The organism is Mesorhizobium sp. RSR380A (genome assembly GCF_054719385.1).
In genome coordinates this window covers 2643534-2669690 of sequence record NZ_JBTTIB010000001.1, presented here as the reverse complement: position 1 = coordinate 2669690, position 26157 = coordinate 2643534, and the positions used below count along the sequence as shown (strand labels likewise).

Below are 26157 nucleotides of genomic sequence, written 5' to 3'. Positions count from 1 at the left end.
GGGCGCTGTTCCGGCCAATGAAACTTATCAAAGTTCGGGGCGCGTATGCGTGAAAATCGGGCCTGGATCAAGTGGTTTTCCAGCCGCTCGCCCGATTGCACGCGGACGTTACTGCCTCAGCGCGGCGGTGATGGCGTCGAGGCCGCCCTGTAATTCCGCCTCTTTCGGCCAGCCGAAACCGACGCGGAAGAAGCGCTTGGGCATATCGAACCAGTGGCCGGGACCGACATAGGTGCCGTGGTTTTCCAAGAGATTGACGTAGAAACGGTCGAGGTCGAAGTCTGGACTGACATTGAGCCTTGGAAATCCGACGACGCCGCCTTGTGGCCGCACCCAGTCGACCAGCGGCTCGCGGTCGATCCAGTCTTGCACGATGTCGCGGCGTTTCGCCATCTCGGGCAGCAGCGCGCCCAAGAAAGCGTCGCGGCGCCCCAGCATGCCGCGCGCAATGCCTTCGTCGATGACGCTGCCGCAAATGCCGATCTGCTCCTTGGCGGCGAGGAAGCGCTCCTGCAGTTCGGCATCGCTGGTGATCAGCCAGCCAATGCGGATGCCGGGAATGCCGAAGGCTTTCGACAGCGACGAGACGCTGATCGCTTTGGGGCTGAGAGAAGCCGCCGCCGGCAGGCGCTGTCCATAGGAGAGGTCGCGATAGGTCTCGTCGACCAGCAGATGGCAGCCGCTCGCTTCGGCCAGCGCAATCAGCGCGTCGAGATCGGCCCGGCCCATCATCGTGCCGGTCGGGTTGTGCGGGCAGGTGACGCTGATCAGCTTGGTGTTCGGTTGCATGCTGGCGGCGACGCGGCCGAAATCGATGGCAAAGCCTGCGTCGAAATCGAGATCGACATAGGAGATGGCGCAGCCGATCGCCTTGGGGGTCTCGATGTTGGTGGCGTAGTTCGGCCGGACGACGACAAGATGGTCGCGCTCCGACAGAAGCGAGGTCGAAATGATGAAGAGCGCGCCCGCCGCACCGGCGGTCACCAGAACATCGTCAGCGGAGATGCCTTTGTCTTGCGCCGCGATCAGCGCCCGCAACTCCTTGTCGCCGCGATGCTCGCCGTAGAACAGCGTGAGATCCGGCAGCGACAGGCCGACGTCGGAGAGTTTCTGATCGGCGATCGAGCTTTCGGAGAGATTGAACCGAATGCGATCGTAGCCGTATTCCTCCGGCGCCTCTTTCTCGATCACCATTCTGGCGTAGTTCATCGCTGCTCCCCCAAAGCAATCTCTGTGGTGTATCCAAGCCACAAAAGCACGAAGCCTGCCAAGGCTCATTCGCCGGCAGGCTTCTGTTCCAGTCGTCCAAACGATTGGCTCAGGGCCGAGGCGCTGATCCCACTCAGGCCGGAACTTTGGCCTTCCGACCCTTGGCTTTCGCCGGCGCGGCCACTGCAGCCTTGCGGCCGAGGCCGATCGACTTGGCCAGCTCGGAGCGCGACGCCGCGTAGTTGGGGGCGACCATCGGATAGTCGGCCGGCAGGCCCCATTTGGTACGATAGGCTTCCGGCGTCAGGTTGAAATGGACGCCGAGATGGCGCTTCAGCGATTTGAATTTTTTGCCGTCCTCGAGGCAGATGATGTAGTCCGGCGTCACCGACCGCTTGGGATTGACGGCCGGGATCTGCGGCGCCGCCACTGGGGCCGGCGGCTGGCTGAGCCCGCCGATCGACGCCGCAACGCTGGCGATGAGATCGCTCAGGCCGGCAACGGGCAAGCGGTTCTTCTCGACGTAAGCGGACACGATATGGGCGGTAAGCTCGAGCAGGTCGATGTCCTTGTCAGAGTCGTTGCTGTCGTCGGCCAATTTATCTCTCCGTCGCTAGGGGGGTGGCGGAAACTCCCAGAGTGGTCCCAGCGGAGCCGGAAATCCGCTCTAGTCATTTGTCTTGCCGCATATGTGCGGTTGCGCCAGATGATTCCATCCGGTGCCACCGATCTAATCGCCAAATCTGCGTAACGCAATGACTTCGTATCGCGCCACACGTCATTTTGAACAACTATACTGAATTTTAATACTATCAGACGATGAGCGCCCTGTCGCGCCATAGTCGAAAACCGCCCTCGAAAGCGCGCGTATTGTCGCCGCGCCTGGATGTGGCGGGCAATTCATCCAGTCTGTCGACATTGCCGCCGCCGATCACGACATAATCCGGCTGCAGCGCCGCACGCAGCCGCCCGACGACGTCGAAAACGTATTTGCGCCATTTCTTCTTGCCGTATTTCTCCAGGCCGCGCTCGCCGACATAATCTTCGAAACTGCCGCCCTTGCGGTACGGCAGATGCGCCAGTTCCATCGGCTGGCCGACATTGTTGAGGATCATCGCCGCGCCCAGGCCGGTGCCGAGGCCGAGGAACAGCATGCGCCCGCCATCGTAGCTGCCGATCGCCTGCAGCAGCGCGTCGTTGACGACCTTGACCGGCTTGCCGAAGGCGGCGGCAAAATCGTAGCCGTCCCAGCCCTTGCCGAGATTGGCGGGATCGAGCGAAGGCCTGTTGTGCCTGACCGGGCCGGGATAGCCCATCGAGATCACGTCATAGGGCAGCCCTTCGGCCAGCGTCTTCACCGTGGCGACCATCTGCTGCGGCGTCAGATCCGGTCCGGAATCGGCCCGGCGCATCTCGCCGCCTGCGCTGGTGAGGATTTTTACGTGCGAGCCGCCGACATCGATCGTCAGCACGATCGGTTCCGCCTTGGCCTTCGCGGGCCTGGCTGCCTTGGCCATGTCGTTTCCTCCGCTCACTTGGCGCGTTCCCCGTTTCAGGGAAACGGGGGAATGCTCCAACTCTTTGTTTTTACGCAATTCCGGACGGAAAAACCGCTCGCACTTTCCTGGAATTGCTCAAGTCGGATTGATCCAGCCGTTGGGCGGCCCGAAGCTGGCCATGGCGTCGGCAGGCCCCCAGGTCTTCGGCTCATACATATGCGGCGGCGTGGTGTCGCCCAGCACCGGGCCGACAATGCGCCAGGCAAGCTCGCTGGCATCCTGGCGGGTGAACAATTGGCCATTGCCGTTCATGGCATCGCCGATCAGCCGCTCATAGGGCGGCATGTCGCCCTTCGAATCGTCGAGCGCGGTGAGCTCGACCTGCTCGCCGACCATATCGTCGCCGGGCGCCTTGCGTTGCGCGCCGATCGAGATCGCCACCTGCGGGTCGATGCGGAAGCGCACGTAATTTGCGTCGCTGGGCTTGATCGGATCGAAGACGTCGAGCGGCGGCCGCTTCAGCCGCACGATCACTTCGGTCACATGCACCGGCATGTTCTTGCCGGTGCGGATGAAGAACGGCACGTCCTGCCAGCGCCAGGTGTCGACCATGAAGCGCACGGCAGCAAAGGTTTCGACCGGCGAGTTCGGCTTCACGCCGGGTTCAGCGAGGTAGCCGGTGAACTGGCCGCGCACGACGTCGTCCTTGGTCAGCGTGCGGATGGCGCGCAGCACCTGCACCTTCTCGTCGATCAGATCGTCGGCCGAGCGGCCGACCGGCGGTTCCATGGCGAGCAGCAAAAGGATGTTGAGCAGATGGTTCTCGATCACATCGCGGATAGCGCCGACATCGTCATAGAATTTGCCACGGCCTTCGACGCCGAAGTCCTCGGCCATGGTGATCTGTACGCTTTCGACGAAGTTGCGGTTCCAGATCGGCTCGAGAAAGGAATTGGCAAAGCGGAAATAGAGCAGGTTCTGGATCGCCTCCTTGCCGAGATAGTGGTCGATGCGGAAGATCGACTGCTCTTCGAACACCAGATGCAGCACGCGGTTCAGCCAGCGCGCCGATTGGAGATCGTGGCCGAACGGCTTTTCCACCATCAGCCGCGCGCCATGCGCGGTACCGGATTGCTCCAGCCCCTGGACGACGGTCTCGAACATGGTCGGCGGCACCGCCATATAGTGCAGAGGCCGCTGCGCCGAGCCGAGCGCCGTCTTCAGCTTCTCGAAGGTCGCGCCGTCGCGGTAGTCGCCGCTGACATAGCGCAGCAGACTGGCGAATTTGGCGAAGATCTTTTCGTCGATCTTGCCGAGAGCGTTGACGATGCCGTCGCGTGCCCTCGCCTGCAATTGGTTGATGTCCCAGGCATCGAAGGCGACGCCGATCACCGGCTCGGTCAGCGTCCCCTTGGCTACCATCTGGTAGAGGGCCGGAAATATCTTCTTGTGGGCAAGGTCGCCGGTTGCTCCGAAGAGCACCAGCGTGTCGGACCGTTCCGGGCTCATCTTGCGCGTCTCCCCTGCGGCCTTCACTTGCCGGCCTTCGGCTTTTCGACATGGCCGCCAAAGGCATAGCGCATGGCCGACAGCAGCTTGTCGGCGAATTCGGATTCGCCCTGCGAGGAGAAGCGGTCGAACAAAGCCGAGGACAGAACCGGCGCCGGCACGCCGGTGTCGATCGCCGCCTTCAGCGTCCAGCGGCCTTCACCGGAATCGGAGACGCGGCCGCCGAACTGGGCCAATGCCGGGTCGCTCTTCAGAGCGCCGGCGGTGAGGTCGAGCAGCCAGGAGCCGATCACACTGCCATGGCGCCAGACCTCGGCCACTTGCGGCAGGTCGATGTCGAACTGATAGTATTGCGGGTTTTCCAAAGGGCTGGTCTCGGCGTCCGCCGTGCGCTGTCTTTTGCCGGCATTGGCCGATTTCAGGATGTTCATGCCTTCGGCGTAGGCGGCCATGACGCCATATTCGATGCCGTTGTGGATCATCTTGACGAAATGGCCGGCGCCGCTCGGTCCGCAATGCAGGTAGCCAAAGGGTGCGGTCCCGCCCGCCTTGTCGGGCGTGGCGCCGGCATCGGCGCCGGGCGCCAGCGTGGCGAAGATCGGATCGAGGTGTTTGACCGCCGTATCGGGGCCGCCGATCATCAGGCAATAGCCGCGCTCCAAGCCCCAGACGCCGCCGCTGGTGCCGACATCGACATAGTGCAGGCCCTTGGCCGCAAGCTCGGCCGCCTGGTCGACAGCGTCGTGATAATAGGAATTGCCGCCGTCGATAATGATGTCGCCGGGCTCCATCAATGCTGCCACCTGGTCGGCGATCTTGCCGGTGATCGCCGCCGGCAGCATCAGCCAGGCGCTGCGCGGCTTGGAAAGCTTGCCGACGAACGCCTCCATGGAGGCGGCGCCGATGGCGCCATCGGCAACCAGGGCGGCAACGCTTGCCGGGTTGATGTCGTAGACGACGCATTCATGGCCGTCGCGCATCAGGCGGCGCACCATGTTGGCGCCCATCCTGCCCAGTCCCATCATTCCGATCTGCATGGTCTTGTCCTAGTCGCTTGAGGAAAGAAATTGCTGGCGAGTTAGTTCTCAATGCCGACGGTGAAGTCGACATTCTCCCAACGGTCGCCGTCGGGCCAGAAAAAAGTGAAGACGATCGTATTACCTCGCGGAATATCGGTCACCGGCAGATCCGCCATATGGACGCCAAAGACATTCACGGACGTGTTGATTTCATGGCTGGTCTGCCACTGGTCGCCGCTCCAGCGGATCAGCGCCGGCTGCAGCAGTTCAACCCGCAGCGTCTTGCCGGCTTCCAGGGTGCGCAGCCTGTTGTTGAAGCGCCATATCCTCAGCGGCGAGCCGGTCTTGTCCCTGACATAGCGCTTGACGCCTTGCGGCGGCATGTCGAAGACGGCGCCGTCGCGGAGCGAGCGCAACAGCTTGATGTGTTCCGAATGCGCCCAGACCAGCGGCATGGCGCTGCCCGACGGCCTGCCCAGCCACAATTCGCGCTCCGGTATGTCGGCGCCGTCCCAGACCTGTTCCGGCAGCAGACCGCCCACACCAGCCGAAGCCTCGAATGTCCTGAGCAGGCTTGCCGCCTTGTCCTTGTTACCGGCGGCCAGCTCGTAGTGGGCGCGTTCGCCGGCCAGCAACGGCCAGGGCCGGCCCTGGCCGTTGCCGTCGAAGGGGGCGCCGTCGGCGTGTTCGCCATAACCGTCGCTGGTGTAGCGGTACCATAGAGGCCCTTGCGGCAGGTCGCAGCGCAGTTGCGCGTCTATGATCTTGACCGTGCCGACGATGCGCGGATCGTCCGCGGCCCTGAGGCCGAAGCGGACCAGCGCCAGCGCGTCCGGGCTGACAATCGCTTCGGCCGGCTTGTCGGTATCGCCCGGCGGACGGTTCTTGATCGGTACGAAGCCGTCCTTCGGCGATGCGGCGCCTGAACCGTCGGCCGGCGCGATGCGGATGTAGTAGCCGTCGACGCCAGCCTCGTGGCACTCCGGTGTGCCGCTGACATAGGTCCAGCGCTCGATCTGGTCGTTCCAGCAATCTGCGACCTCGCGCAAATAGTTAGCCGCCTCCGGTTTGCCGTCAACGTCGAACAGATCGGCGGCGCCAAGCAGTGCCGATATTTCGACGGCGAGCGTGAATGGGCTGTAGCCGGCATCCTCTTCCCAGCGGTCCTGCCCGGTGACGGGACCATTGCGCACGACATAGGACACGGCCTTCTCGATCATCGGCATGAAGGCGGCGAGCTTGGCGCGCGGCAGGTGGCCGGCGCGGTGCAGCGCATCGGCAAGCAGCAGCGGGAAGGCGCATTCGTCCATCTGGATGCCCGGCCAATAGAGCGAGCCGTCGAGCCACACATTTTGTGGCCAGTGGCCGTCCGGCTGCTGGATGGAACGAAGATAGGCGAGGATCTCAAGCGCCTGCGCCGGATCGCCGGCGGCGAGGAAGCCGCCCGCGGTTTCGACGAGGTCGCGCGGCCAGACCAGATGATAGCCGCCAAGGTCGTCGTCGCCCTTGCTCGCTCCCCACGGGATCGACAGGCTGGCAACGGCCGCGCCGGGCCTCGCCAGCGACAGGTGCGTCGCCAGCACCGCTGTGCTGACGCGGTAGGTGTTGAGGCCGGATGCATCATGGTGGTCGAGCGGCGTCAGGCCTGCCTGCCATTTCCGCCATTTCGCGACATAGGCCTTTGCCGCCGGCTCAAAACCGCGTTTCAGGCTGGCGGCGGCGTTTTCCGCCGCTTCATCCGGCGTTGCCCCAAACCCAAGCGCAAGCAAGGCTTTGCTGTTAGCCAAGGAAAAGCCGATCTCGCCGGTCAGCGCGACATTGCCGTCCTCCGCCCTTTGGCAGGCCGGATCGAGCCGGCCGGCGCGGCTGAGTTGCTGCCAGCCGTCGGAAAAGCCGACATAGCCGGCCGAGCAATCACCCCAGGGCAGCGAGGAGGCAAGCGCCAGGCAGGTGCCGCGCCCGGACGCAAACAGCATCGGCTTGCCCTTGTGCTCGCCGATCCAGGCGGTGTTGCCCATACCGGCATTGACCAGATGCGGCGCCAGCAGGGCGTAGACGCGGTAGTCCGTGGCCACGCCCTCGAGTGCCGTGAAGCTGATTTCCTGCAGCAGGGCCGGGCGCGCCGCATCCGCCAGGATGCGCTTTTCGATCCGGTAACGCGCCGTCGCGTTGACCAGCCGGTAGGCGGGCACGCCATCCTCGAATGTCTCGATGGCATGCGTGGCGTCGCGCTTCTCCTCGGAGAACCAGCCGCCGGGGCCGGTGACCAGCAGTCCCATGTCGCGCGTGCAGGCGCTGTCGAGACCAGGATAGTAGACTTCATTGACGATGCCATGGCTGAGCGTGAACCAGACGCGGCTCGCCGGCGAAAGCGCGGCACCTACGCCGCTCTTGGCGCTTGACGTCCAGCGCGCCGGAATTCCGGGGGCGCCCATTCTTTTGGGTGCACTGGGGGGAAGGGTCGGCGGCATCGCTGCCATGCATGGTCTCCTGGACCCTTCCCTAGACCAGCACGCGAAGGCTTTTCAACCGCCGCACCTGAAGTTGATCGTCCAAGCGTGATCGATCGCAGTTGACAAGCGGGCGTATCTGAATTTGTCTGACAATAGATAAAAAACAGGCAGACAACGCCAAAACCATCTGCAACAGTCGGCGGGGCCGACAATCTATGGGAGGATTATGACATGAAGACACTGCTCGTCCTGAGCGCTCTGGCGGCGATGCTCGCCTCGGGCACGGCGCTTGCCGACACCAGCGGCAAGAAGATCGCCTTCTCCAACAATTACGCCGGCAATTCGTGGCGCCAGGCGATGCTCGACAGCTACGGCATCGTCACCAAGAAGGCGGTGGAGGATAAGATCGTCGGCGCCGCCGACATCTTCACCACCGCCGACAAGGAAGTGCCGACCCAGGCTGCCCAGGTGCAGAACCTGATCCTGCAGGGTTATGACGCCATCGTCATCAATGCCGCATCGCCGGATGCGCTGAACGGCGCCATCAAGCAGGCCTGCGATGCCGGCATCGTCGTCGTCTCCTTCGACGGGACGGTCACCGAACCTTGCGCCTACCGCGTCGTCGTCGACTTCAAGGACATGGGCAAGCAGGAAGTCGAGCAGATGGCCAAGTTCCAGCCCAAGGGCGGCAATTTGCTGGAAATCCGCGGCCTTGCCGGCACCTCGATCGACGATGCCATCCATGCCGGCATCCTCGAAGGCGTCGCCGCCCATCCCGAGTTCAAGATCGTCGGTTCGGTGACCGGCGACTGGGACCAGACGACGGCGCAGAAGGCGGTCGCGACGATCCTGCCTTCGTTGCCCGACATCGTCGGCATCGTCGACCAGGGCGGTGACGGTTATGGCGCGGCACAAGCCTTTGCCGCCGCAGGCAAGCCGCGTCCGACCATCATCATGGGCAACCGCCAGGACGAGCTGAAATGGTGGAAGGAGCAGAAGGACAAGGATGGCTACCAGACCTGGTCGGCCTCGATCGCGCCCGGCGTGTCGTCGCTGGCCTTCTGGGTGGCGCAGCAGGTGCTCGACGGCCGCACGGACATTCCGCATGACCTTTTGGTGCCGTATCTCGCCTTTACCCAAGACAATTTCGAGACCGAGCTGCCGAAAATCAAGGAGGGCGGCGTCGCCACCCACGAATACAGCCAGGAAGACGCAATCGCGGCGATCAAAGCCAATATCAAGTGATGCATTGCATTCATTGCCAGCGGCATGACCGACCGGATATCGTTGAGCATGCCTGAGGCCAATACGGACATCATCAGACTGGGCGGCGCCGAAAAACAAATCGGCGCCGCCCATTTGGACATCATCAGGCTGAACGGCGCCGAAAAACATTTCGGCGCCGTTCGGGCGCTTAACGGCGTCGACTTCCATGTTGTATCAGGCGAATGCGTCGGGCTGGTCGGCCACAACGGCGCCGGCAAGTCGACGCTGATGCATATGGTGGCCGGTACGCTGCAGCCCGATGGCGGTGAGATCGCGGTGCGTGGCAATGCCGAAACCGACTACTCGGTGGCGCGCGCGCTGAAACTCGGCATACGCTGCGTGTTCCAGGAACTGTCGCTCTGCCCTAACCTCAGTATCGCGGAGAATACGCGCATCAACCATCCGGCGCTCACCGGCTTCGGCTGGCGACGCAAGGCGGCTGCTCTCATTGCCGCCAAGCTGGACGAAATCTTTCCGGATCACGGCATCTCGGCGGACGACATTGCCGGCGATCTCTCCATCGGCCGGCGGCAGATGGTCGAGGTGGCGCGCGCCTTCACGGTGACGCGCGATCCGCTCGACCTGGTCATCCTCGACGAGCCGACCTCTTCGCTGGACGCGCATACTGCGGGCCAGCTGCTTGCCTTCGTGCGCCGTTTCGTCGCCACCGGGGGCAGCTGCATCCTGATCTCGCATGTGCTGGGCGAGGTGCTGCAGAATGCTGACCGCATCGTGGTGATGCGCGACGGCAAGGTGGTCGCCACGGACGTGGCAAAAGCGTTCGACCGCGACCGGCTGGTGACGACGATGGGCGGCGCGGAAGCGTGCGAGAAGATCGCGGCGGAGATCGCCGCCAGGCCGGCGGCGGGCCCGCTCAGGGTGCGGGCGCGGCCCGAGCGGCAGCAGGACGGCAAGGAGCTTGTCGCCCGCGCCGGCGAGATCATCGGGCTTGCCGGGCTTGCCGGCCATGGCCAGACCGACCTGTTGCTGGCGATCTTTGCCGCCGCGACGCGTAGAAGGCTTGATATCGAGGTGACCGCCCCGGTGGCGCTGGTGGCCGGAGACCGCCAATCGGACGGCATTTTCCCGCAATGGTCTATTGCCGAAAACATCGGCATCCGCTCGCTGGCGCAGCTGCGCAAAGGGCTGCTGATCTCGCCGCAGCGCGAGGCCGAGCTTGCCGAGTTCTGGAAGCAGAAGATTGGCATCCGCACGCCTGATATGACCAACAACATCTTCTCGCTGTCCGGCGGCAACCAGCAGAAGGCGCTGTTTGCCCGCGCACTGGGTTCCGATGCGCAGATCGTGCTGATGGACGATCCGATGCGCGGCGTGGACATCGGCACCAAGCTCGAGGTCTACGATCTCGTGCGCGAGGAGGCGGCCAAGGGCCGGACCTTCCTCTGGTACACCACCGAGACCGAAGAGCTCGACAATTGCGACCACATCCATGTCTTCAAGAACGGCCGCATCGTCGCCAATCTCACGCGCGACGAGCTGACCGAGGAAAAGATCATCCAGTCCTCATTCGGCGACGCGGCCTGAGATGACGGCAATCGCTCCCGGCCCGACGACCTCGCCGCGCAGCAGTGCCGCCCGCGCGCGCCTGTTGCGCAGCCTGTTGCCGGCGCTGTCGCTGGCGCTGGTGGTTATCGCCATCGCCTGGCTCAACCCACGCGCCATCAGCTATTTCGGCTTCAGCCTGATGTTGAACCTGGCTATCCCGATCGCGCTGGCGACGATCGCCCAGATGTTCGTCATCGCCGGCAATGAGCTCGATCTGTCGATCGGCACTTTTGTCGGCTTTGTCGGCTGCGTCACCGCGACCTGGCTGAAGGACGCGCCGCTGCTCGGCGTGGTCATCCTGCTCGGCGCCATCGGGGTCTATGCACTGCTGGGCGCATTGATCCATCTGCGCAATCTGCCGTCGATCGTGGTAACGCTGGGCATGAGCTTCGTCTGGCAGGGGCTTGCCATTCTGGTGCTGCCCAAGCCCGGTGGCAAAGCGCCGGACTGGCTCTTGTCGCTGATGGCCTTCAAGCCGCCCTTCATTCCGTTCCCTATCATCGCCGCGCTGGCGATCGCAGCGGTGGTGCATTTTGGGCTGATGCGCACCTCTTATGGCGTCATCCTGCGGGGATCCGGCGGCAATCCGGCGGCGCTCAGGCGCGCTGGCTGGTCGCTGCTTCGAACCAAGATCGTGCTGTTTGCGCTGACCGGCCTATTCGGCGTTCTGTCCGGCATGGCGCTGATCGGCATCACCACCTCGGCCGACGCTAATATCGGCAATGGCTACACGCTGCTGGCGATCGCCGGCGTCATCCTCGGCGGTGGCGAGTTCGTCGGCGGCCGGGTATCGCCGATTGGCGCCGTGCTCGGCGCGCTGACACTGGCGCTGGCGGCATCGCCTCTGCTCACCTTCATGCACATTCCGCCGGATTGGCAGGTCGCCGCCAACGGCGCCATCCTGATCATCGTGCTGGCAGCCCGCGTCCTGATCAGTCGCAGGGAGAGATAGCGATGACATTTGTGAAATCGCTGGCCGCCAAACCCTGGATATGGTCGTTCATCGGCGCGATGTTCGTCTGGCTGGCGACCATCGCTTTCACCGGCGGCTATGGCGGCGGTGGCATGGTCACGGCGGCACTGTCGCTGGCGGTGTTCACCGTCATCGTCGGAGTCGGCCAAATGTTCGTCATCACGCTCGGGCCAGGCAATGTCGACCTGTCGCTGCCGGCCAATATCGGGCTCGCCAGTGCCGTCGCCATGAAGGTCATGGGCGGCAGCGATTCCATGATCGTGGTCGGGCTGCTCGCCGCGCTCGCCTGCGGCGCCGCCATCGGTGCCGTCAACTATCTCCTGATCTGGGCGCTGAGGATCCCGCCGATCATCGCCACTCTGTCGGCCAGCTTCATCATCCAGTCGATCGACATCAGCTATGGGCGTGGCCTGCAGATCAAGCCGCCGCCCGGCTTTGCCGATTTTGCGAACTGGCAAATCCTGGGCATTCCAGTGCTGGCGATCCTTACCGTGTTGTTCAGCATCGGTGCGGCCATCGCCTTGCAGCGCATGATCTATGGCCGCTCGGTGCTGGCGATCGGCCAGAACATCCGCGCCGCGTGGCTTGCCGGCGTCAATGTCGGCCGCACCCGCTTCCTGACTTACACGCTGTCGGGCGCGCTCGGCGGCATGGATGGGGCGCTGCTCGCCGGCTATTTCCGCGGCGCCAATGTCGATATCGGCAACGAGTACCTGCTGGCCTCGATCGCCGTCGTCGTCATCGGCGGCACCTCGGTCGCCGGTGGCAAGGCCAATGTTCCCGGTGTCTGGGGCGCGGCGCTGTTCCTGGTACTGCTTCTGACCATGCTCAACACGTTCGGCGTCAGCGCCGGCGTTCGGCTGTTGCTGACCGGGCTGATCATCGTCGGCGTCATCACCGTAGCCGGCGGCGAGAAGGCGCTGCGCTAAAAGGCGTGAGCCCGGCAGCAGTCCCGCTAAATTTGACCATGTGGACAAAAGTCCGCACCCGTTCCATAGTTCCGCGTCTGATTTCGGAACAGCCGGCTCGACACGGCTGTCAAACAGAGGGGCACTAGATGGAAAACCGGAAAAACAAATCGCAATCGACCGGCCTGTCGCGGCGCGACGTGCTGGAACTCGGCGCACTTGGCCTGGCCGCAGCCATGCTGCCGGGTGCAGCCTTCGCCAAGGACAAGAAGCTGAAGGTGGCGGCGATCTTCGCCACGCCGATCGAGGAGCCGTGGGACAACCAGATCCACGTCGCCCTGCAGAAGGCCGAGAAGGAACTCGGCATCGAATACAAATGGTCGGAAAAGGTGCAGACCGCCGATTTCAGCCGCGTCATGCGCGAATATGCGCAAGGCGGGTACCAGCTGGTGCTGGGCGACGCCTTCGCCGCCGAGCGTGAATCGCGCCGCACGGCAAAGCAGTTCCCGAAGACGGCATGGCTGTTCGGCTCGGGCGCCGGCCCGGCCGAGCCCAATTTCGGCGTCTTCGACAACTGGATCCACGAGCCGGCCTATCTGTCCGGCATGATCGCCGGCAAGATGTCGAAGTCGGGCACGATCGGCGCGGTGGCGGCCATGGGCATTCCGGAAGTGAACCGGCTGGTCAACGCCTTCTTTGCCGGCGCCAAGGAGGTCAATCCCAACATCAAGAAGAAGGTCGCCTTCATTGGCTCGTTCTTCGATCCGCCCAAGGCCAAGGAAGCGGCGGTCGCCCAGATCGATGCCGGCGTCGATGTCATCTATGCCGAGCGCTTCGGCGTCATCGAGGCGGCGGTGGACAAGAAGATCCTCGCCATCTCCAACATGTCCGACCAGTCGAGCCTCGGCCCCGACACGGTCATAACCGGGCCGGTCTGGGACATGTATCCGACGGTCGAGCAGGCGATCAAGCTGGTCAAGGCCGGTGTCTTCACCGCGCAGGATTATGGCGATTTCTCGCGCATGGCCAAGGGCGGGTCGTTCCTGGCGCCCTACCATAAATTCGACAAGACGCTGCCGGCGGATGTGAAGGATCTGGTCGAGAAGAAGAAGGTCGAGATCCTGGAAGGCAATTTCCGGGTGGATGTGGATGAGAACACGCCGGTTTCGGATTAGCTCGGCGCACCCCCTCCCCTTGAGGGGAGGGTGGCCCGCAGGGCCGGGTGGGGTCCTCCGCGAAGTGCTCCATCCTGCTAAGTCATGGGTTGAGGCAGTTGAGGTGACCCCACCCGCCTCGCTTCGCTCGGCACCCTCCCCTCGAGGGGGAGGGGTATCTCCGCAGGAGCATCCTTGTCCGCCCCTCTCATCGAAATGCGCGGCATCACCAAGAGCTTCGGCGCCGTCAAGGCGAATGAGGCTGTCGATCTAAGCGTCGCCCCAGGTGAGATCCTCGGCCTGCTGGGCGAAAACGGCGCCGGCAAGACGACGCTGATGAATGTGCTGTTCGGCGCCTATGCGCCGGATGCCGGCGAAATTCTTATCCAGGGCAAGACCGTGCGGATCACCAGTTCGGCCGATGCGCTGGCCGCCGGCATCGGCATGGTGCACCAGCATTTTCATTTGGCGCCAAGGCTGACGGTCCTGGAAAACCTTCTGATTGGCATTCCCGGCAAATCCGGCCGCATCGACCGCGCCGGCGGACTTGCCCGGTTGTCCGACATCAGCCGTCGGCATGGGCTGACGCTGGACCCCAACCTGCCTGTCTCCGCGCTGTCGGTCGGCGAGCAGCAGCGGCTCGAAATCGTCAAGGCGCTGTTTCGCGGCGCCAGCCTGTTAATCCTCGACGAGCCGACGGCGGTGTTGGCGCCGGGCGAGGTCGACGGGCTGTTTTCGGCGCTGCGCTCGATGGCGGCGCAGGGGCTCGGAATCATCTTCATCTCGCATAAATTGAACGAGGTGCGGGCGCTCACCCATCGCTGCACCGTATTGCGGCACGGCCGCGTCGCCGGCCGTGTCGACGATCCGGCGAACACGACATCGGCAGAAATGGCGCAGCTGATGTGCGGCCATGAGATCGTGCCGCCGGCAAGAGGACCTTCGACCCCAGGCGCGGCGGTGCTGACGCTCGACGGTATTTCCACCTCACGGCATTCGGGGACGCCGCTGCGCGATGTATCGCTTGCCGTTCGCGCGGGCGAAATCCTCGGCATTGCCGGGGTCTCCGGCAATGGCCAGCGGGCGCTGGCCGAGGTGATTTCCGGCACGCGCGCGCCCGACGCCGGCGCGATGACGATAGCCGGCAAACCTGTTACGCGGTTCTCGCCGCGCGAGGTGCAGGCGCTCGGCCTTGGCCGCATCCCGGAAGACCGTATGACGACCGGGCTGGTCACCAATCTGCCGCTCGCCGATTCCATGGTGTTGCCGCGCATTGGTACTGCGGCTTTCAGCAGCCGGGGCCTGCTCAAGCCAGATGCGATCCGCGCCTTCGCCGAAGAACAGATCAAGGCCTATGACATTAGGTGCCCCGGGCCGATGACCCGCGCCGGCGCGCTGTCGGGCGGCAATCTGCAGAAGGCGCTGCTGGCGCGCGAACTGGCTTTCGACCCGAAGGTGCTGATCGTCTCGCAGCCGACGCGCGGCCTCGACATCGGTGCCGCCCGCTTCATCCACGAAAAATTCCTCGACATGCGTGCCAAGGGCTGCGGGATCATCGTCATCGGCGAGGATCTCGAAGAGCTGCTGGTGCTCTGCGACCGCATCGCGGTGATGTATGAGGGCCGCATCGCCGGCACGCTGGACAGCGCCGATGCGACCATCGCGCGGCTTGGGCTGCTGATGACCGGGGCGGAGGGCAGAGCCTAGATGGACTTTCTCACTCGGTTCCTCGCAGAAACCTCAAATAATACTGCCCGCTTTTGGCTGACTTTAAGCGTCAGCGCTGCCCCTCACCTGCCTGCCGGCATCCTCTCCCCGTATAGAGACGGGGAGAGGGGCTCTCACCCATGGTTTCGCCAATCACCACAGCTGCAAGAGGGGAGTTGCATAGGGCCCGGATCCCTTCTCCCCGTGTCTATACGGGGAGAAGGTGCCGGCAGGCGGATGAAGGGCGGCGCGACCGTCTGGGCGGCGGAGGGGCATAGCTGATGTTCCGCCTCGAAGCCCGCAGTTCCACCCCCGCCTGGTTCAATCTCGCTTTGCCGCTGCTGGCCATCGGCGCAGCGCTGGTCCTGTGCAGCGGCCTCATCGCGCTGGCCGGCGCCGGCGTGCTTGAGGCCTATGGCGTGATGCTGTCGGCCTCGTTCGGCGACAGCTATGCCATCACCGAAACGCTGGTGCGCGCCGCCCCGATGATCTTCACCGGGCTGGCTGTGGCCGTCGCCTTCCGGGCCAAATTCTGGAACATCGGCGCCGAGGGCCAATTGCTGGCCGGCGCCGTGGCCAGCTGCTTCGTCGGCGCCATCCCAATGCCGGGCGCGCTGGCGATCCTGTCGATGGCGCTGGCCGGCGCTGCTGCCGGTGCCGCTGTCGCGCTTGTGCCGGCGACCCTGCGAGTGAAATTCAAAGTCGATGACGTCGTCAGTTCGCTGCTGCTCAATTCGGTCATCTACTATGCGCTAATGGCGCTGATCGAGGGGCCGTGGAAGGACTCGTTCAGCGGCTATCCGATCTCGCCGCCGATCGAGGATTCGGCGAATTTCCCGGTGCTGCTCGAAGGCACAAGGCTGCATCTGGGTGTCATCGCCGCGTTGATCGCGGCACCGTTGATCTGGTTCCTGATCGTGCGCACCACGCTCGGCTTCCGGATCAGGGTCACCGGCGAAAGCCCGGAAGCCGCCCGCTATGGCGGCATCCACGTCGAGCGGGTGCTGATTTCGACGGCGCTGCTGTCGGGCGCGCTGGCCGGGCTTGCCGGCGTAGGGGAGGTCGGCGGCGTGCATTTCCAGGTGATGAGCGACATTTCGCCGGGCTATGGCTATTCCGGCATCGTCGTTGCCATGCTGGCCAGGCTCAATCCGCTCGGCGTCGTACCGGCGGCGATCTTCCTGGCCGCCGTGATGACCGGCGCCGAAGCGATGTCGCGCGCCACCGGCGTGCCGGCGTTCCTCAGCGATGTCATCCAGGGCACGGCGCTGCTCGCCATGCTGGTGGCGCTGCTGTTCACGGCCTATCGCATCCGCCGCGTCGGTGCCGCCTTATGAGCGCGGTGTTCGAACAGATCTTTCAGGTCGGCTTCCTCGCCGCCATTATCCGCATCGCCACGCCGCTGGCATTTGCCACGCTGGGCGAGATGTTCTCCGAGCGGGCCGGCGTGCTCAATCTCGGTATCGAAGGCATCATGCTGCTCTGCGCGATGACCGGCTTCACCGCCGCCAGCCTCAGCGGCAGCCTGTGGCTCGGCGTGCTGGCCGCGGTGTTGACCGGCATGGCGATGAGCGCGCTGCATGCGCTGTTCACCGTGGCGCTCGGCCTCAGCCAGCATGTCTGCGGCATCGGCGTTACTTTGTTCTCGTCCGGCCTTGCCTATTTCCTCTACCGTCTGACCTTCGGCCAGCAATCGGTGCCGCCCAGCATCAAGGGTTTTCAGACGGTGCCGATCCCGCTGCTGTCGGATATTCCGGTTCTGGGGTCAGCGGTTTTCAACCAGTTTGCGCTGGTCTACTTGGCAATCATTGCCATCCCGCTCGCTGCTTTCGTGCTCTACCGCACGCCTTGGGGGCTGTCGGTGCGGATGGTCGGCGAGAACCCGCGCGCCGCTGATTCCGCTGGGGTCAGCGTCATCGCCACGCGCTTCCAGGCGGTCATCCTCGGCGGTGCGCTGATGGGGCTTGCGGGCGCCTTCCTCACCATGGCACAGTTCAACGCCTTCACCTTTGGTGTCGTGTCGGGCCGTGGCTGGGTGGCGATCGCGCTGGTCGTGTTCGGCCGCTGGGACCCGTGGCGCTCTGCGGGCGCGGCGCTGCTGTTCGCCTTCGTCGATGCGCTACAATTGCGCATGCAGGCGAGCGGCCTCGGGCATATTCCCTATGAGACGTTCTTGATGCTGCCGTTCATTTTCACCATCGTCGCGATGGCCGTGATGTCACGCAACGCGGTTGCGCCGTCGGCGCTGCTGAAGCCGTTTCGACGAGAAGAGCGGTAAGCGAGTAGGACTTGGCGCCCTTCCTCTCCCCCGATCGACGGGGGAGAGGAAGGGCGCCAAGCCTGGGATACTCACATCGCCGTAAAACCATTATCGACAAACAGATGCGTGCCATTGACGAAGCTGGACTCATCGCTGGCGAGGTACAGCGCTGCCTTGGCCACTTCCTCCGGCTCACCGATGCGGCCCTGCTGTGCGGCCAATGCGGCGTCCGACACGTCGACGCCGAGCTTGCCGAGATCGGCGACCTCGCGCAGGCCGTGCGGCGTGCGGATGAAGCCGGGACAGACGGCGTTGCAGCGTATGTTGCGGTCGCGGAATTCGACTGCGATGGCGCGCGCGAACATGTGGCAGGCGCCCTTGGTGGTGTCGTAGAGCACCTCCATGGGTGTGGCCGCCACAGCCGAGATCGACGAGGTGCAGACGATCGAACCGCCACCGGCAGCGATCATGCCCGGCAACACGGCGCGCGTCATCAGGAACATCGAGCGGACATTGACCGCATGCAGCCAGTCCCATTCCTGCACTGTCGTCTCCAGGAACGGCTTTATCACGATGGTGCCGGCATGATTGAACAACACCGTGGCCGGGCCGAGCCTGGCAGTCGCCGCCTTCACTGCGGCCTCGACCTGCGCCTCGTCCGAGACGTCGGCCACCCAGTGTTCGGCGATATGTCCCCGCGCGCGTATCGCCGCCGCAGTGGCTGCCGCCGCCTCGCCATTGCGGTCAATGATCGCCACCTTGGCGCCTTCGGCGGCGAACAATTCCGAGGCCGCTCCGCCCATTCCGGTCGCGCCGCCCGAGATGATTGCAATCTTGCCGGCTAGTCTTGTACCCATGTTCTGTTCCCCGTTCCCGATCGAAATAATCCGCATTTACGCCGGAATGGCGATGCTATCGCCTATGCAGACGTCGGCCAAGCTTGTCGCTCGCTTGTCTCCAACAGGGGTCTCCCAGCAATGCCAAACCAAATAATAAGGAATACTGAGAAAATCATTCTACATATCTCCAAAAAATAGCACTCGACAAAGTCTACTGATTTTATAGATTAATCCGCGAGACGGAGGTCGATATGTCCTATATCCAGAACGCCGAGACGGACCGCACCAGCCAGAGGCTGGCCAATAGCCAGGCTTTCCGCCCGGCCTATGCCGGCGCTTTCGCCTATCTCGTCTTTGCCCTTGCGTTCGTGTTCACCGGGGCAGTCGTGCTCGGCTTGATTCCCTGACCGATCAGGCCGAAAGGGTGGCGACCTAGCGCTTTCAGTGAGTGACCGGAGTTGATGAACCGAACGCGGACGCGCTTTGGCGCTGATGCTTGTTTTTACGCATGTCGTCGTCTCAAAACCGGGGGCGACATACATCCAACGTGATGGAGGAGATGGCAATGCCGATCGAGTTCACGCATGTTCCCGGTAAAACGCACGCCGCCGATGCCGGTTCGGCCGTACCGTTCTTCTATGATTTCGTCGAGACGGCGACCAAGCTGTCGCTGATCGAGGATTCCGGCTTCCAGAACATCGTCGTCGACGACCCGGCCGGGCTGTTGACCAATATGGACATCGCCGCCCAGGCGCTGGACCGCACCTCGTCGCTGGAAGTGGTGCTGACGCACTGGGCCGGCGTGATCGCGCCAGCCGTTGCGGCGCGGCAACTGGCGGCGCTCGACGCCAGGAGCGGCGGCCGGCTGGCGCTGAGGATGCTAAGCGAGCCGCTGGATGACGACGATGCCGAGACGCGTCCGGTCGGCCACACCGTGGTCTGGCAGCGCATCGACGAATATCTGGTGCTGCTGAAGCGGCTGTGGTCGAACGACCGGCCCTTCGACCATGAAGGTGCATTCTACAGCATCAAGGGTGGCTATGTGCCGCGCAAGGGGCCGCATGGCGTCGACGTGATCATCCGCATGGGTGGCCAGTCCGGCACCGCGCTCAAGGTCGCCGGCCGCCATGCCGACGTGTTTGAACTCACGGCTGGTTCGCTCGACGAGATCCGCCAGCTGATGGAACGGGCGCGCAGCGCCGCCGCCGAGCATGGCCGCGCCGGCAAGCTGCGTTTTGCGCTTCCGGTCCGGGTCCGCTCGGAGGGTGGCGCCTCTACCGTCGGCCACAAGGCGGTCGAACTTTCCGGACCACCGGCGCAGATCGCCCTGTCGCTGCTGCCCTATGCGGCGCTGGGCATCAGCGAGTTCATGATCGTCGGTGTCGACCGGCCGCGCGAGATCGCCAGCGTCGGCCGCGAGACGATCGCGCTCTTGCGCAACTCGCTGGCACGCCGGGAGGCGGAGGTGCCGCAGCCCGGCGCGTTTGCCTCGCGGGGCGGGTCGGATATTCACGCAGGGTGAATTTGCGGGTGGAATGAAAGCTATTTCGTAGCGTTCAGTCACACCCTCCTCTGCCCGGCAGGGCAGAGGGGTGCTGTCCCGCCAGCGTCTAATCACCACTCAGCACTGCCAGCGCCTCCAGCACCGCGCCAGATTCCGTCAGCACACCAAACACCCCGTCCTCCACCGTCACCATATGCAGCGCCGCGTCATGCGCGTATTGGTCGCCGCTGGCGCAGGCGTCGGCGATGGTCAGGCACTGGAAATTGAGGTCGCAGGCCTCGCGCAGCGTCGTGTGCACGCAGACATCGGTCGTGCAGCCGGAAAAGATCAGATGGGTGATGCCGCGTGCGCGCAGCACAAGCTCCAGATCCGTATAGGTGAAGGCGCTGTTGCAGGTCTTGTCGACGATGATGTCGTGCGGCGCGACGTCGATCTCGGCGACGATCTGAAAGCCGGGGCCGGAGCGCAGCAGCACGTCGGTGCCTTCGAGACCCGCCCGCTTGCGGCGCCATCTCTCGTACGGCGTCATGTCGGCCATGTCGCCGCGATATCCCTGCCTGGTGTAAATGATGGTGAGGCCGGCCGCACGTGCCGCTGATATCAGTCGGTTAACTGTCGGCAGGATGGCGCGCAGCGGCGCGGGGTCATAACCCTTCCTGGCGAAATAGCCGGTCGGCGAGAGGAAATCCTCCTGCAGGTCGATGACCAGCAGCGCGGTGTTTGCCGGCACCAGCCGGCCGTCATAGGGGAAATCGAACGGTATCGCCTTGATCATCGCAGCCTGCCTCAATTGCTGCCCGGTATCGTGGCCCAGCAACCCTGCGGCCGTCCATCCCTCAGTGCGACGACACCAGGTAGACCGATCCCAGCACGATGTGCCGTTGAGACATCGCGCCCACAATCGTTGGCCAAAAAAGCCATCATGTTTGTTGACTACTAAACTCATGTTTTATAGTCAAGCAGGGGCACTCGGCCGCCTGAATTGTTTTCCAGCGGCTGTGCCGCGTTTGAGAGAAGCCAGAATCCGTGGCTGGAGTTTTCGGGTGAGATCGGGTGTTCCCGCATCCCGTCACCGACCAGCCGATCGGTACGTGCAATGACGAAGCGAGGACGAAGCGTGTCCAGAAATGGTTTGTTGGCGGCGCTGGCCGCGGTCATGCTGTCGGCCGGCAGCGCTGCTGCGCAAGAGCAGCCAAACACGCAGCCCAGGGTGACGACGGTGCCCGCTGCAGCTGCCCGGTCGGCGGCCCAGCCTTCCCCGGTCGCAGTCGAACGGCCCGCACCGGCTGCGCCTGTCGCGCCGGCTTCGCCAACTGCCGGGCAGGCGGCGCCGACCGCGCCCCAGCCGGCAAACCAGCCCGGTGCATCCGCGCAGGCCGAGCATTCGGCAATATCGCTGACGCTGCCGCACGATCTGTCGCCCTGGGGCATGTTCATGGCCGCCGACATCATCGTCAAGGCGGTGATGATCGGGTTGGCCTTCGCCTCGCTCGTCACCTGGACGGTGTGGCTGGCCAAATCGCTGGAGATTCTCTTCGGCAAGCTCGGCGCCCGGCGCGCTGCGCGCGCCATCGGCAATGCCGCCACACTGCGCCAGGCCGGGCGCTCGCTTGGCAACAGTGGCGGCCCCGGTGCGCTTTTGGTGCGGGCAGCCGAGGAAGAGACTGCCCTTTCGGCCGGTGCGCTCGGCCATGTTACCGGCGACGGGCTGAAGGAACGCGTGACGTCGCGCCTGTCGCGCATCGAGGCGGCGGCGGCGCGGCGCGTGTCGCGCGGCACCGGCGTGCTGGCGACGATCGGCTCGACGGCGCCCTTCGTGGGCTTGTTCGGCACCGTCTGGGGCATCATGAACGCCTTCATCGGCATCTCGCAGGCGCAGACCACCAACCTCGCGGTCGTCGCGCCCGGCATCGCCGAGGCGCTGCTCGCCACGGCGATGGGCCTGGTCGCGGCTATTCCCGCAGTGGTCATCTACAACCTCTTTGCAAGGTCGATAGCGGGCTACCGGCAGATTCTTGCCGATGCCTCGGCCGGGGTCGAACGGCTGGTCAGCCGCGATCTCGATTTCCGCACGGTGCCGCAGGCGCCCGCGCTGGCGGCGGAGTGATGGGCCATGGCGGCTAGAATTCGCGAGGCTATCGATGGCGATCTCGAAGAAAACCACGAGATCAATGTCACCCCGTTCATCGACGTCATCCTGGTGCTGCTGATCATCTTCATGGTCGCTGCCCCCTTGGCGACAGTCGACGTCAATGTCGATCTGCCGGGTTCGACGGCGACGCCAGCACCCCGGCCGGAAACGCCGCTGTTCCTGACGCTGAAGGACGATCTGACGCTGGCGATCGGCAATGACAGCGTGTCGCGCCAGGCTTTCGCCGCGGTGCTCGACGGCAGAACCAAGGGCGACAAGCAGACCCGCATCTTCCTGCGTGCCGACAAGGCGGTCGGTTATGGCGAGCTGATGGAGGTGATGAACCTGCTGCGCGGCGCCGGTTATCTGAAGATCGCGCTGGTGGGGCTGGAGACGGTGCCGGCGGACGCATCCGCGGCGCACCCGGGCGCCGCCCCGTGACGCAACTGGCCGCCGCCGCCCCCGCGGCGCCGCGCGCCGGCGTGCGCGAAATTGGCTTGTGGGCGGCTGCGGCCATTGTCATTGTCGGCGCGCATGTCGCGATCGTCTATGCCGTCCAGAGCTTCAGCCTGGCCAACATGGCCGATGGCGGCCCGCCGCCGGCTGTGGCTATCGAGCTGTCGCCGATGATGGTGGCGCCGGCGGTGCGGGTGGACTCAGCGGCCGACGTGGTGACGCCCGAGCCGCCGAACCAGATTGAGGAGGCGGTTGCCGAACTGAAGCCCGTCGTAGAGCCCGAGCCCGGTAAGCCGGAGCCGGTCACCGAGAAGAGGGAAGCGGCTCAACTCGATAAGACCGCTCCGATCGAGACGGCAGCGGCCGAGCAGCCCGATCAATCGCCGCCGCTGGATGAGGTGGTGCCCGACATCGCCCCGACCATAGCGCCGGATGTGGTCATTCCGCTGCCCCAGACCAAGCCGGCGGAGACCAAGCCGGTGGAGGCCAAGCCGATCGAGAAGGCGAAGAAGGCTGCCGAAAAACCCAAGCCGAAACCGAAAGAGAAGAAGGAAAAGGCCGCGCCGGCGAAAGCGGTCGTGACCGCCAGTGTCGATCAAAAAGCAGCGGCGAAGGCGTCGGCGCCGAAGGCTTCGCAATCGAGTGGATCATCAGTCAGTGCAAGCAAATGGAACTCCCAGCTGATCGGATGGATCAATCGGCACAAGCGCTACCCGAGCGCGGCAAGGTCGCGGCGCGCCGTGGGTACCGCAAATGTGACCTTCGTCGTCAGCGCTTCGGGCAAGGTGACCTCCGTCCGGCTGACACGATCTTCGGGGGACGCCGATCTCGATCGCGCCGCGCTCGGCATTCTGCAGGGTGCGACGGTGCCCGCGCCACCGCCTGAGAAGGCCGGGACGGCTGTCGTGGCGCCTTTGATGTTCACGCTGCGGAACTAGAATCAGTCGGACAAGGCCGATCCCATGACCACGTACTTTCCCGCTTGACTGACCCGCCGGACCGAATACGCTAGCGCAAAATACCGGCCTTGGTCGCCGGGCGGCAAATATGCCTCGCATGCCTCGCCCTCCGGCGCTGGCTGCGGGGCATTGTCATTTCTGAGGATCGGTTTGAAACGGCGTATCGAGATCGGCATCCTGTATTCCCGCTCGGGCAGCTATCAGCTGGTCTCCGATGCGTGCCGGATGGGCGCCATGCGCGCCATCGCCGACATCAATGCCGATCGGAGCTATGGCATCGAACTGGTTCCGGTCGAGCGCGATCCGCAAAGTAATGCCGATCGCTACGCGACTTTGTGCGAAGATATTTTCAGGACCAGCAGCGCGCGCCATGTCGTCGGTTGCGTCACCTCCTGGAGCCGCAAGGAAACCATCCCGGTACTGGAGAAGGCCGGCGGCATGCTCTGGTATGCCTGCCCCTATGAAGGGTTCGAGGCCAACGAGCATGTCGTCTACATGCACGCCTGCCCCAACCAGCATCTGGTTCCGCTGATGGCGCATGTCGTGCCGCGTTTCGGCGCCAACGGCTTCCTGCTCGGCTCGAACTACATTTGGGGCTGGGAGATGAACCGCGTGGCGCGCGACCTGATCGCGGATGCCGGCGGCAAAGTGCTGGGCGAGCGCTATCTGCGCATCGGCGAGACCGACGTGTCGCGGCTGATCGCGGAAATCCGGGCGACGAGGCCGAGCTTCATCCTCAACAATCTGATCGGCACCTCATCCTACGCCTTCCTGGCGGCTTACCGCGAGCTGGGCGATGAGGATGCGGCATTCAGGCCGGAAAACTGCCCCGTCATCTCCTGCAACCTCACCGAAGGCGAGTTGCCGGCGATCGGCGATACAGGGAAAGGGCATCTGTCGGTCGGGCCCTATTTCGCGCTCCGACCGGCTGCCTTCGCTTCGTCCTTCGAGGCCTCCGCCTATGCCTCGGTGCAGGTGATGGCCGACGTGCTGTCACGCGATGCCGATGCCGGTCCGGCGGAATTTTCGAAGGCCTTCGCCGAGCGACGCTTCTCCACCCGGCTCGGGCCGATCGCCATCGACGCCCACTCCCAGCACGCGACGCTGCCGGTGATCATCGGCCGGATCGCCGATGGCTTCTTCGAGGTCGTCAGCCAGGAGGATGAGGTCGCGCCGGATCCCTATCTGTCGCGCTACGACCCCGCCAAGACATTCGGCCGTCCGCGCATGAGGGTGGTGTCATGACCCGGACGCGCATCCCCAATCTCGGCGGCGCGCGGGCTTTCATCCTGCATCGCCCGCATCCGATGGTGCAGGCCATCACCAGGCAATTGTCGGCCATCGGCCTGGCTACGATCGACTGCTGGCCGGAATTGCCGCCGGAAGCTCTCGCCGCCGATTTCGTTTTCTTCGATGCCGATCTCGGCTTTGACGAGCAATTCCCGTGGAAGCCGGGCGAGGCGCCGATGCCGCTGGTGGCGCTGATCGGTTCCGAGGCGCCGGGGCGTATCGAATGGGCGCTGTCGCACAAGGCCGATGCGCAGCTGCTGAAGCCGGTCGGCAATGCCGGTGTGTACAGCGCATTGCTGATCGCAAGGCAGAGCTTCGAGGCACGGAAGCATTTAGCCGGCGAGATAGCGTCGCTGCGCCAGCGCGTCGCCGAGCGCCAGACCATTGTGCGCGCGGTGACGGCGCTGTCGAAAGGCAGCGACGACGAGCGTGCCTATGCACAACTGCGATCGCTGGCGATGAGCTGGCAGATCAGCGTCGAGGATGCCGCGCGTCGCATCGTGGCAATGCAAAGCGAGGAAGCAACGGGGGAAGAAGGCGGCGATGACCAGTCCCATCGCGCCTGATCTACCGGTGCGCATGCCGGTCAAGCCGCGCGCCGGTGTCTGGCGCCGGCTGGTGAAACGCCGCCTGGCGCTGCTCGGCCTGGTCATCGTCGCCATTGTCCTTGCCGGCGCTGTGCTGGCGCCCCGGCTGACCGGCTATGACCCCAACGAGCAGATGTTCGACGGCCTGACCATCGAGGGCTCGCCGCTGCCGCCCAGCGCCCAGTACTGGCTCGGCACCGACCTGCTCGGACGTGACCTCTTGACCCGCATCCTCTACGGCGCCCGCACCTCGCTCATCATCGGCATCGTCGCCAATGGCGTGGCGCTTTTGATCGGCACTTTGGTGGGCGTCACCGCAGGCTATTTCCGCGGCTGGATCGGCAGCGCGCTGATGCGCTTCACCGATCTGATGATGGCGTTCCCGGCGCTGCTGCTCGCCATCTGCCTGGCGGCAGTGTTTCAGCCGAGTCTGTGGATCGTCGCCATGGTCATCGCGCTGGTCAACTGGGTGCAGACGGCGCGTGTCATCTACACCGAGACATCGTCGCTGGCCGAACGCGAGTTCATCGATGCCGAGCGCAGCATCGGGGCGAGTGCGCCGCGCATCCTATTTCGCCACATCCTGCCGCATCTGCTGCCGACCATCATCGTCTGGGGCACGCTCGGCATCTCGACCACGGTTCTGCTCGAGGCGACGCTTTCCTTCCTCGGCATCGGTGTGCAGCCGCCGACCGCGTCGTGGGGCAACATCATTTTCGAGAACCAGACCTATTTCCAGGCCGCCCCCTGGCTGGTGTTCTTCCCCGGCGCCGCAATCCTGGCGTTGGCGCTGGCCTTCAACCTGATCGGCGACGCATTGCGCGACATCCTCGATCCGACGCAAAGGGGCCGGGAATAATGGGGGGCC

At 64.4% G+C, this 26157-nt stretch carries 24 protein-coding genes; 16 read left to right on the top strand and 8 right to left on the bottom strand.

Annotated features, from left to right (window positions below):
* Positions 1 to 108 precede the first annotated feature (108 nt).
* The 6 genes from ACYG9Z_RS12880 to ACYG9Z_RS12855 all read right to left on the bottom strand — a co-directional run bounded on the left by ACYG9Z_RS12880 (position 109) and on the right by ACYG9Z_RS12855 (position 7716).
* Positions 109 to 1209: an aminotransferase class I/II-fold pyridoxal phosphate-dependent enzyme gene (locus ACYG9Z_RS12880; protein ID WP_023736801.1), complete on the bottom strand. Its 1101-nt coding sequence runs from the start codon at positions 1207 to 1209 to the stop codon at positions 109 to 111.
* A 133-nt stretch (positions 1210 to 1342) separates the two neighbouring features.
* A complete protein-coding gene (locus ACYG9Z_RS12875; RefSeq protein WP_023687743.1) occupies positions 1343 to 1807 on the bottom strand; it encodes a Ros/MucR family transcriptional regulator in 465 nt (154 codons plus the stop codon).
* Between the two features lie 214 nt (positions 1808 to 2021).
* Positions 2022 to 2726 carry an ROK family protein gene (locus ACYG9Z_RS12870; protein ID WP_023737961.1) on the bottom strand — a complete coding sequence of 235 codons (705 nt, stop codon included), beginning with the start codon at positions 2724 to 2726 and terminating at the stop codon, positions 2022 to 2024.
* 117 nt (positions 2727 to 2843) lie between these two features.
* On the bottom strand, positions 2844 to 4217 hold the full coding sequence (gene zwf, locus ACYG9Z_RS12865) for a glucose-6-phosphate dehydrogenase (protein WP_023736803.1): 1374 nt from the start codon (positions 4215 to 4217) through the stop codon (positions 2844 to 2846).
* 23 nt (positions 4218 to 4240) lie between these two features.
* A complete protein-coding gene (gnd, locus tag ACYG9Z_RS12860; RefSeq protein ID WP_023704997.1) occupies positions 4241 to 5254 on the bottom strand; it encodes a phosphogluconate dehydrogenase (NAD(+)-dependent, decarboxylating) in 1014 nt (337 codons plus the stop codon).
* A gap of 41 nt (positions 5255 to 5295) precedes the next feature.
* A complete protein-coding gene (locus ACYG9Z_RS12855) occupies positions 5296 to 7716 on the bottom strand; it encodes a glucan 1,4-alpha-glucosidase (protein WP_031244194.1) in 2421 nt (806 codons plus the stop codon).
* A 204-nt stretch (positions 7717 to 7920) separates the two neighbouring features.
* Between ACYG9Z_RS12855 and ACYG9Z_RS12850 the strand changes: the two genes are divergently transcribed.
* From ACYG9Z_RS12850 to ACYG9Z_RS12815, 8 genes are all read left to right on the top strand, one after another.
* Complete coding sequence (locus ACYG9Z_RS12850) at positions 7921 to 8934, top strand: ABC transporter substrate-binding protein (protein WP_023670464.1); 1014 nt, start codon at positions 7921 to 7923, stop codon at positions 8932 to 8934.
* Positions 8935 to 8982: 48 nt separating this feature from the next.
* On the top strand, positions 8983 to 10500 hold the full coding sequence (locus tag ACYG9Z_RS12845; RefSeq protein WP_023709692.1) for a sugar ABC transporter ATP-binding protein: 1518 nt from the start codon (positions 8983 to 8985) through the stop codon (positions 10498 to 10500).
* A 1-nt stretch (position 10501) separates the two neighbouring features.
* Positions 10502 to 11473 carry an ABC transporter permease gene (locus ACYG9Z_RS12840; protein ID WP_023752675.1) on the top strand — a complete coding sequence of 324 codons (972 nt, stop codon included), beginning with the start codon at positions 10502 to 10504 and terminating at the stop codon, positions 11471 to 11473.
* A 2-nt stretch (positions 11474 to 11475) separates the two neighbouring features.
* The gene (locus tag ACYG9Z_RS12835; RefSeq protein WP_023752674.1) at positions 11476 to 12423 is read left to right on the top strand and encodes an ABC transporter permease; all 948 of its coding nucleotides are present in this window, start codon (positions 11476 to 11478) and stop codon (positions 12421 to 12423) included.
* A 128-nt stretch (positions 12424 to 12551) separates the two neighbouring features.
* A complete protein-coding gene (locus ACYG9Z_RS12830; RefSeq protein WP_023687751.1) occupies positions 12552 to 13577 on the top strand; it encodes a BMP family protein in 1026 nt (341 codons plus the stop codon).
* A 174-nt stretch (positions 13578 to 13751) separates the two neighbouring features.
* The gene (locus ACYG9Z_RS12825; protein ID WP_023715879.1) at positions 13752 to 15263 is read left to right on the top strand and encodes an ABC transporter ATP-binding protein; all 1512 of its coding nucleotides are present in this window, start codon (positions 13752 to 13754) and stop codon (positions 15261 to 15263) included.
* 281 nt (positions 15264 to 15544) lie between these two features.
* Positions 15545 to 16600: an ABC transporter permease gene (locus ACYG9Z_RS12820; protein WP_023683937.1), complete on the top strand. Its 1056-nt coding sequence runs from the start codon at positions 15545 to 15547 to the stop codon at positions 16598 to 16600.
* Positions 16597 to 17541 (top strand): ABC transporter permease, encoded by a 945-nt coding sequence (locus ACYG9Z_RS12815; RefSeq protein ID WP_023694455.1) that lies wholly within the window; start codon positions 16597 to 16599, stop codon positions 17539 to 17541. The genes ACYG9Z_RS12820 and ACYG9Z_RS12815 overlap by 4 nt, the downstream gene beginning before the upstream one ends.
* A gap of 71 nt (positions 17542 to 17612) precedes the next feature.
* On the opposite strand, the gene ACYG9Z_RS12810 is transcribed toward ACYG9Z_RS12815, so the two are convergent.
* Positions 17613 to 18380 (bottom strand): SDR family NAD(P)-dependent oxidoreductase, encoded by a 768-nt coding sequence (locus ACYG9Z_RS12810; RefSeq protein ID WP_023686096.1) that lies wholly within the window; start codon positions 18378 to 18380, stop codon positions 17613 to 17615.
* A gap of 233 nt (positions 18381 to 18613) precedes the next feature.
* Here ACYG9Z_RS12810 and ACYG9Z_RS12805 point away from each other — a divergent pair, with 233 nt between their 5' ends.
* Both ACYG9Z_RS12805 and ACYG9Z_RS12800 read left to right on the top strand, forming a co-directional pair.
* Entirely contained in the window at positions 18614 to 18769 is a 156-nt protein-coding gene (locus ACYG9Z_RS12805; RefSeq protein WP_023670454.1) for a hypothetical protein, read from the top strand.
* 158 nt (positions 18770 to 18927) lie between these two features.
* On the top strand, positions 18928 to 19884 hold the full coding sequence (locus tag ACYG9Z_RS12800) for an LLM class flavin-dependent oxidoreductase (RefSeq protein ID WP_023726079.1): 957 nt from the start codon (positions 18928 to 18930) through the stop codon (positions 19882 to 19884).
* 88 nt (positions 19885 to 19972) lie between these two features.
* Here the strand turns inward: ACYG9Z_RS12800 and ACYG9Z_RS12795 are convergent, their stop codons facing one another.
* Entirely contained in the window at positions 19973 to 20641 is a 669-nt protein-coding gene (locus tag ACYG9Z_RS12795) for a cysteine hydrolase family protein (protein WP_023752673.1), read from the bottom strand.
* 342 nt (positions 20642 to 20983) lie between these two features.
* Between ACYG9Z_RS12795 and exbB the strand changes: the two genes are divergently transcribed.
* The 6 genes from exbB (at position 20984) to ACYG9Z_RS12765 (ending at position 26148) form a co-directional block, all read left to right on the top strand.
* A complete protein-coding gene (gene exbB, locus ACYG9Z_RS12790) occupies positions 20984 to 21973 on the top strand; it encodes a tonB-system energizer ExbB (RefSeq protein WP_460222823.1) in 990 nt (329 codons plus the stop codon).
* 6 nt (positions 21974 to 21979) lie between these two features.
* Entirely contained in the window at positions 21980 to 22438 is a 459-nt protein-coding gene (gene exbD, locus ACYG9Z_RS12785) for a TonB system transport protein ExbD (protein WP_023752670.1), read from the top strand.
* The gene (locus ACYG9Z_RS12780; protein WP_460222822.1) at positions 22435 to 23391 is read left to right on the top strand and encodes an energy transducer TonB family protein; all 957 of its coding nucleotides are present in this window, start codon (positions 22435 to 22437) and stop codon (positions 23389 to 23391) included. The genes exbD and ACYG9Z_RS12780 overlap by 4 nt, the downstream gene beginning before the upstream one ends.
* Before the next feature lie 171 nt (positions 23392 to 23562).
* The gene (locus ACYG9Z_RS12775; RefSeq protein ID WP_023753212.1) at positions 23563 to 24657 is read left to right on the top strand and encodes a transporter substrate-binding protein; all 1095 of its coding nucleotides are present in this window, start codon (positions 23563 to 23565) and stop codon (positions 24655 to 24657) included.
* A complete protein-coding gene (locus tag ACYG9Z_RS12770) occupies positions 24654 to 25268 on the top strand; it encodes an ANTAR domain-containing response regulator (protein WP_023753213.1) in 615 nt (204 codons plus the stop codon). Before ACYG9Z_RS12775 ends, ACYG9Z_RS12770 begins: the two co-directional genes overlap by 4 nt.
* Positions 25246 to 26148 (top strand): ABC transporter permease, encoded by a 903-nt coding sequence (locus ACYG9Z_RS12765; RefSeq protein ID WP_023681457.1) that lies wholly within the window; start codon positions 25246 to 25248, stop codon positions 26146 to 26148. The genes ACYG9Z_RS12770 and ACYG9Z_RS12765 overlap by 23 nt, the downstream gene beginning before the upstream one ends.
* Positions 26149 to 26157: the final 9 nt, after the last annotated feature.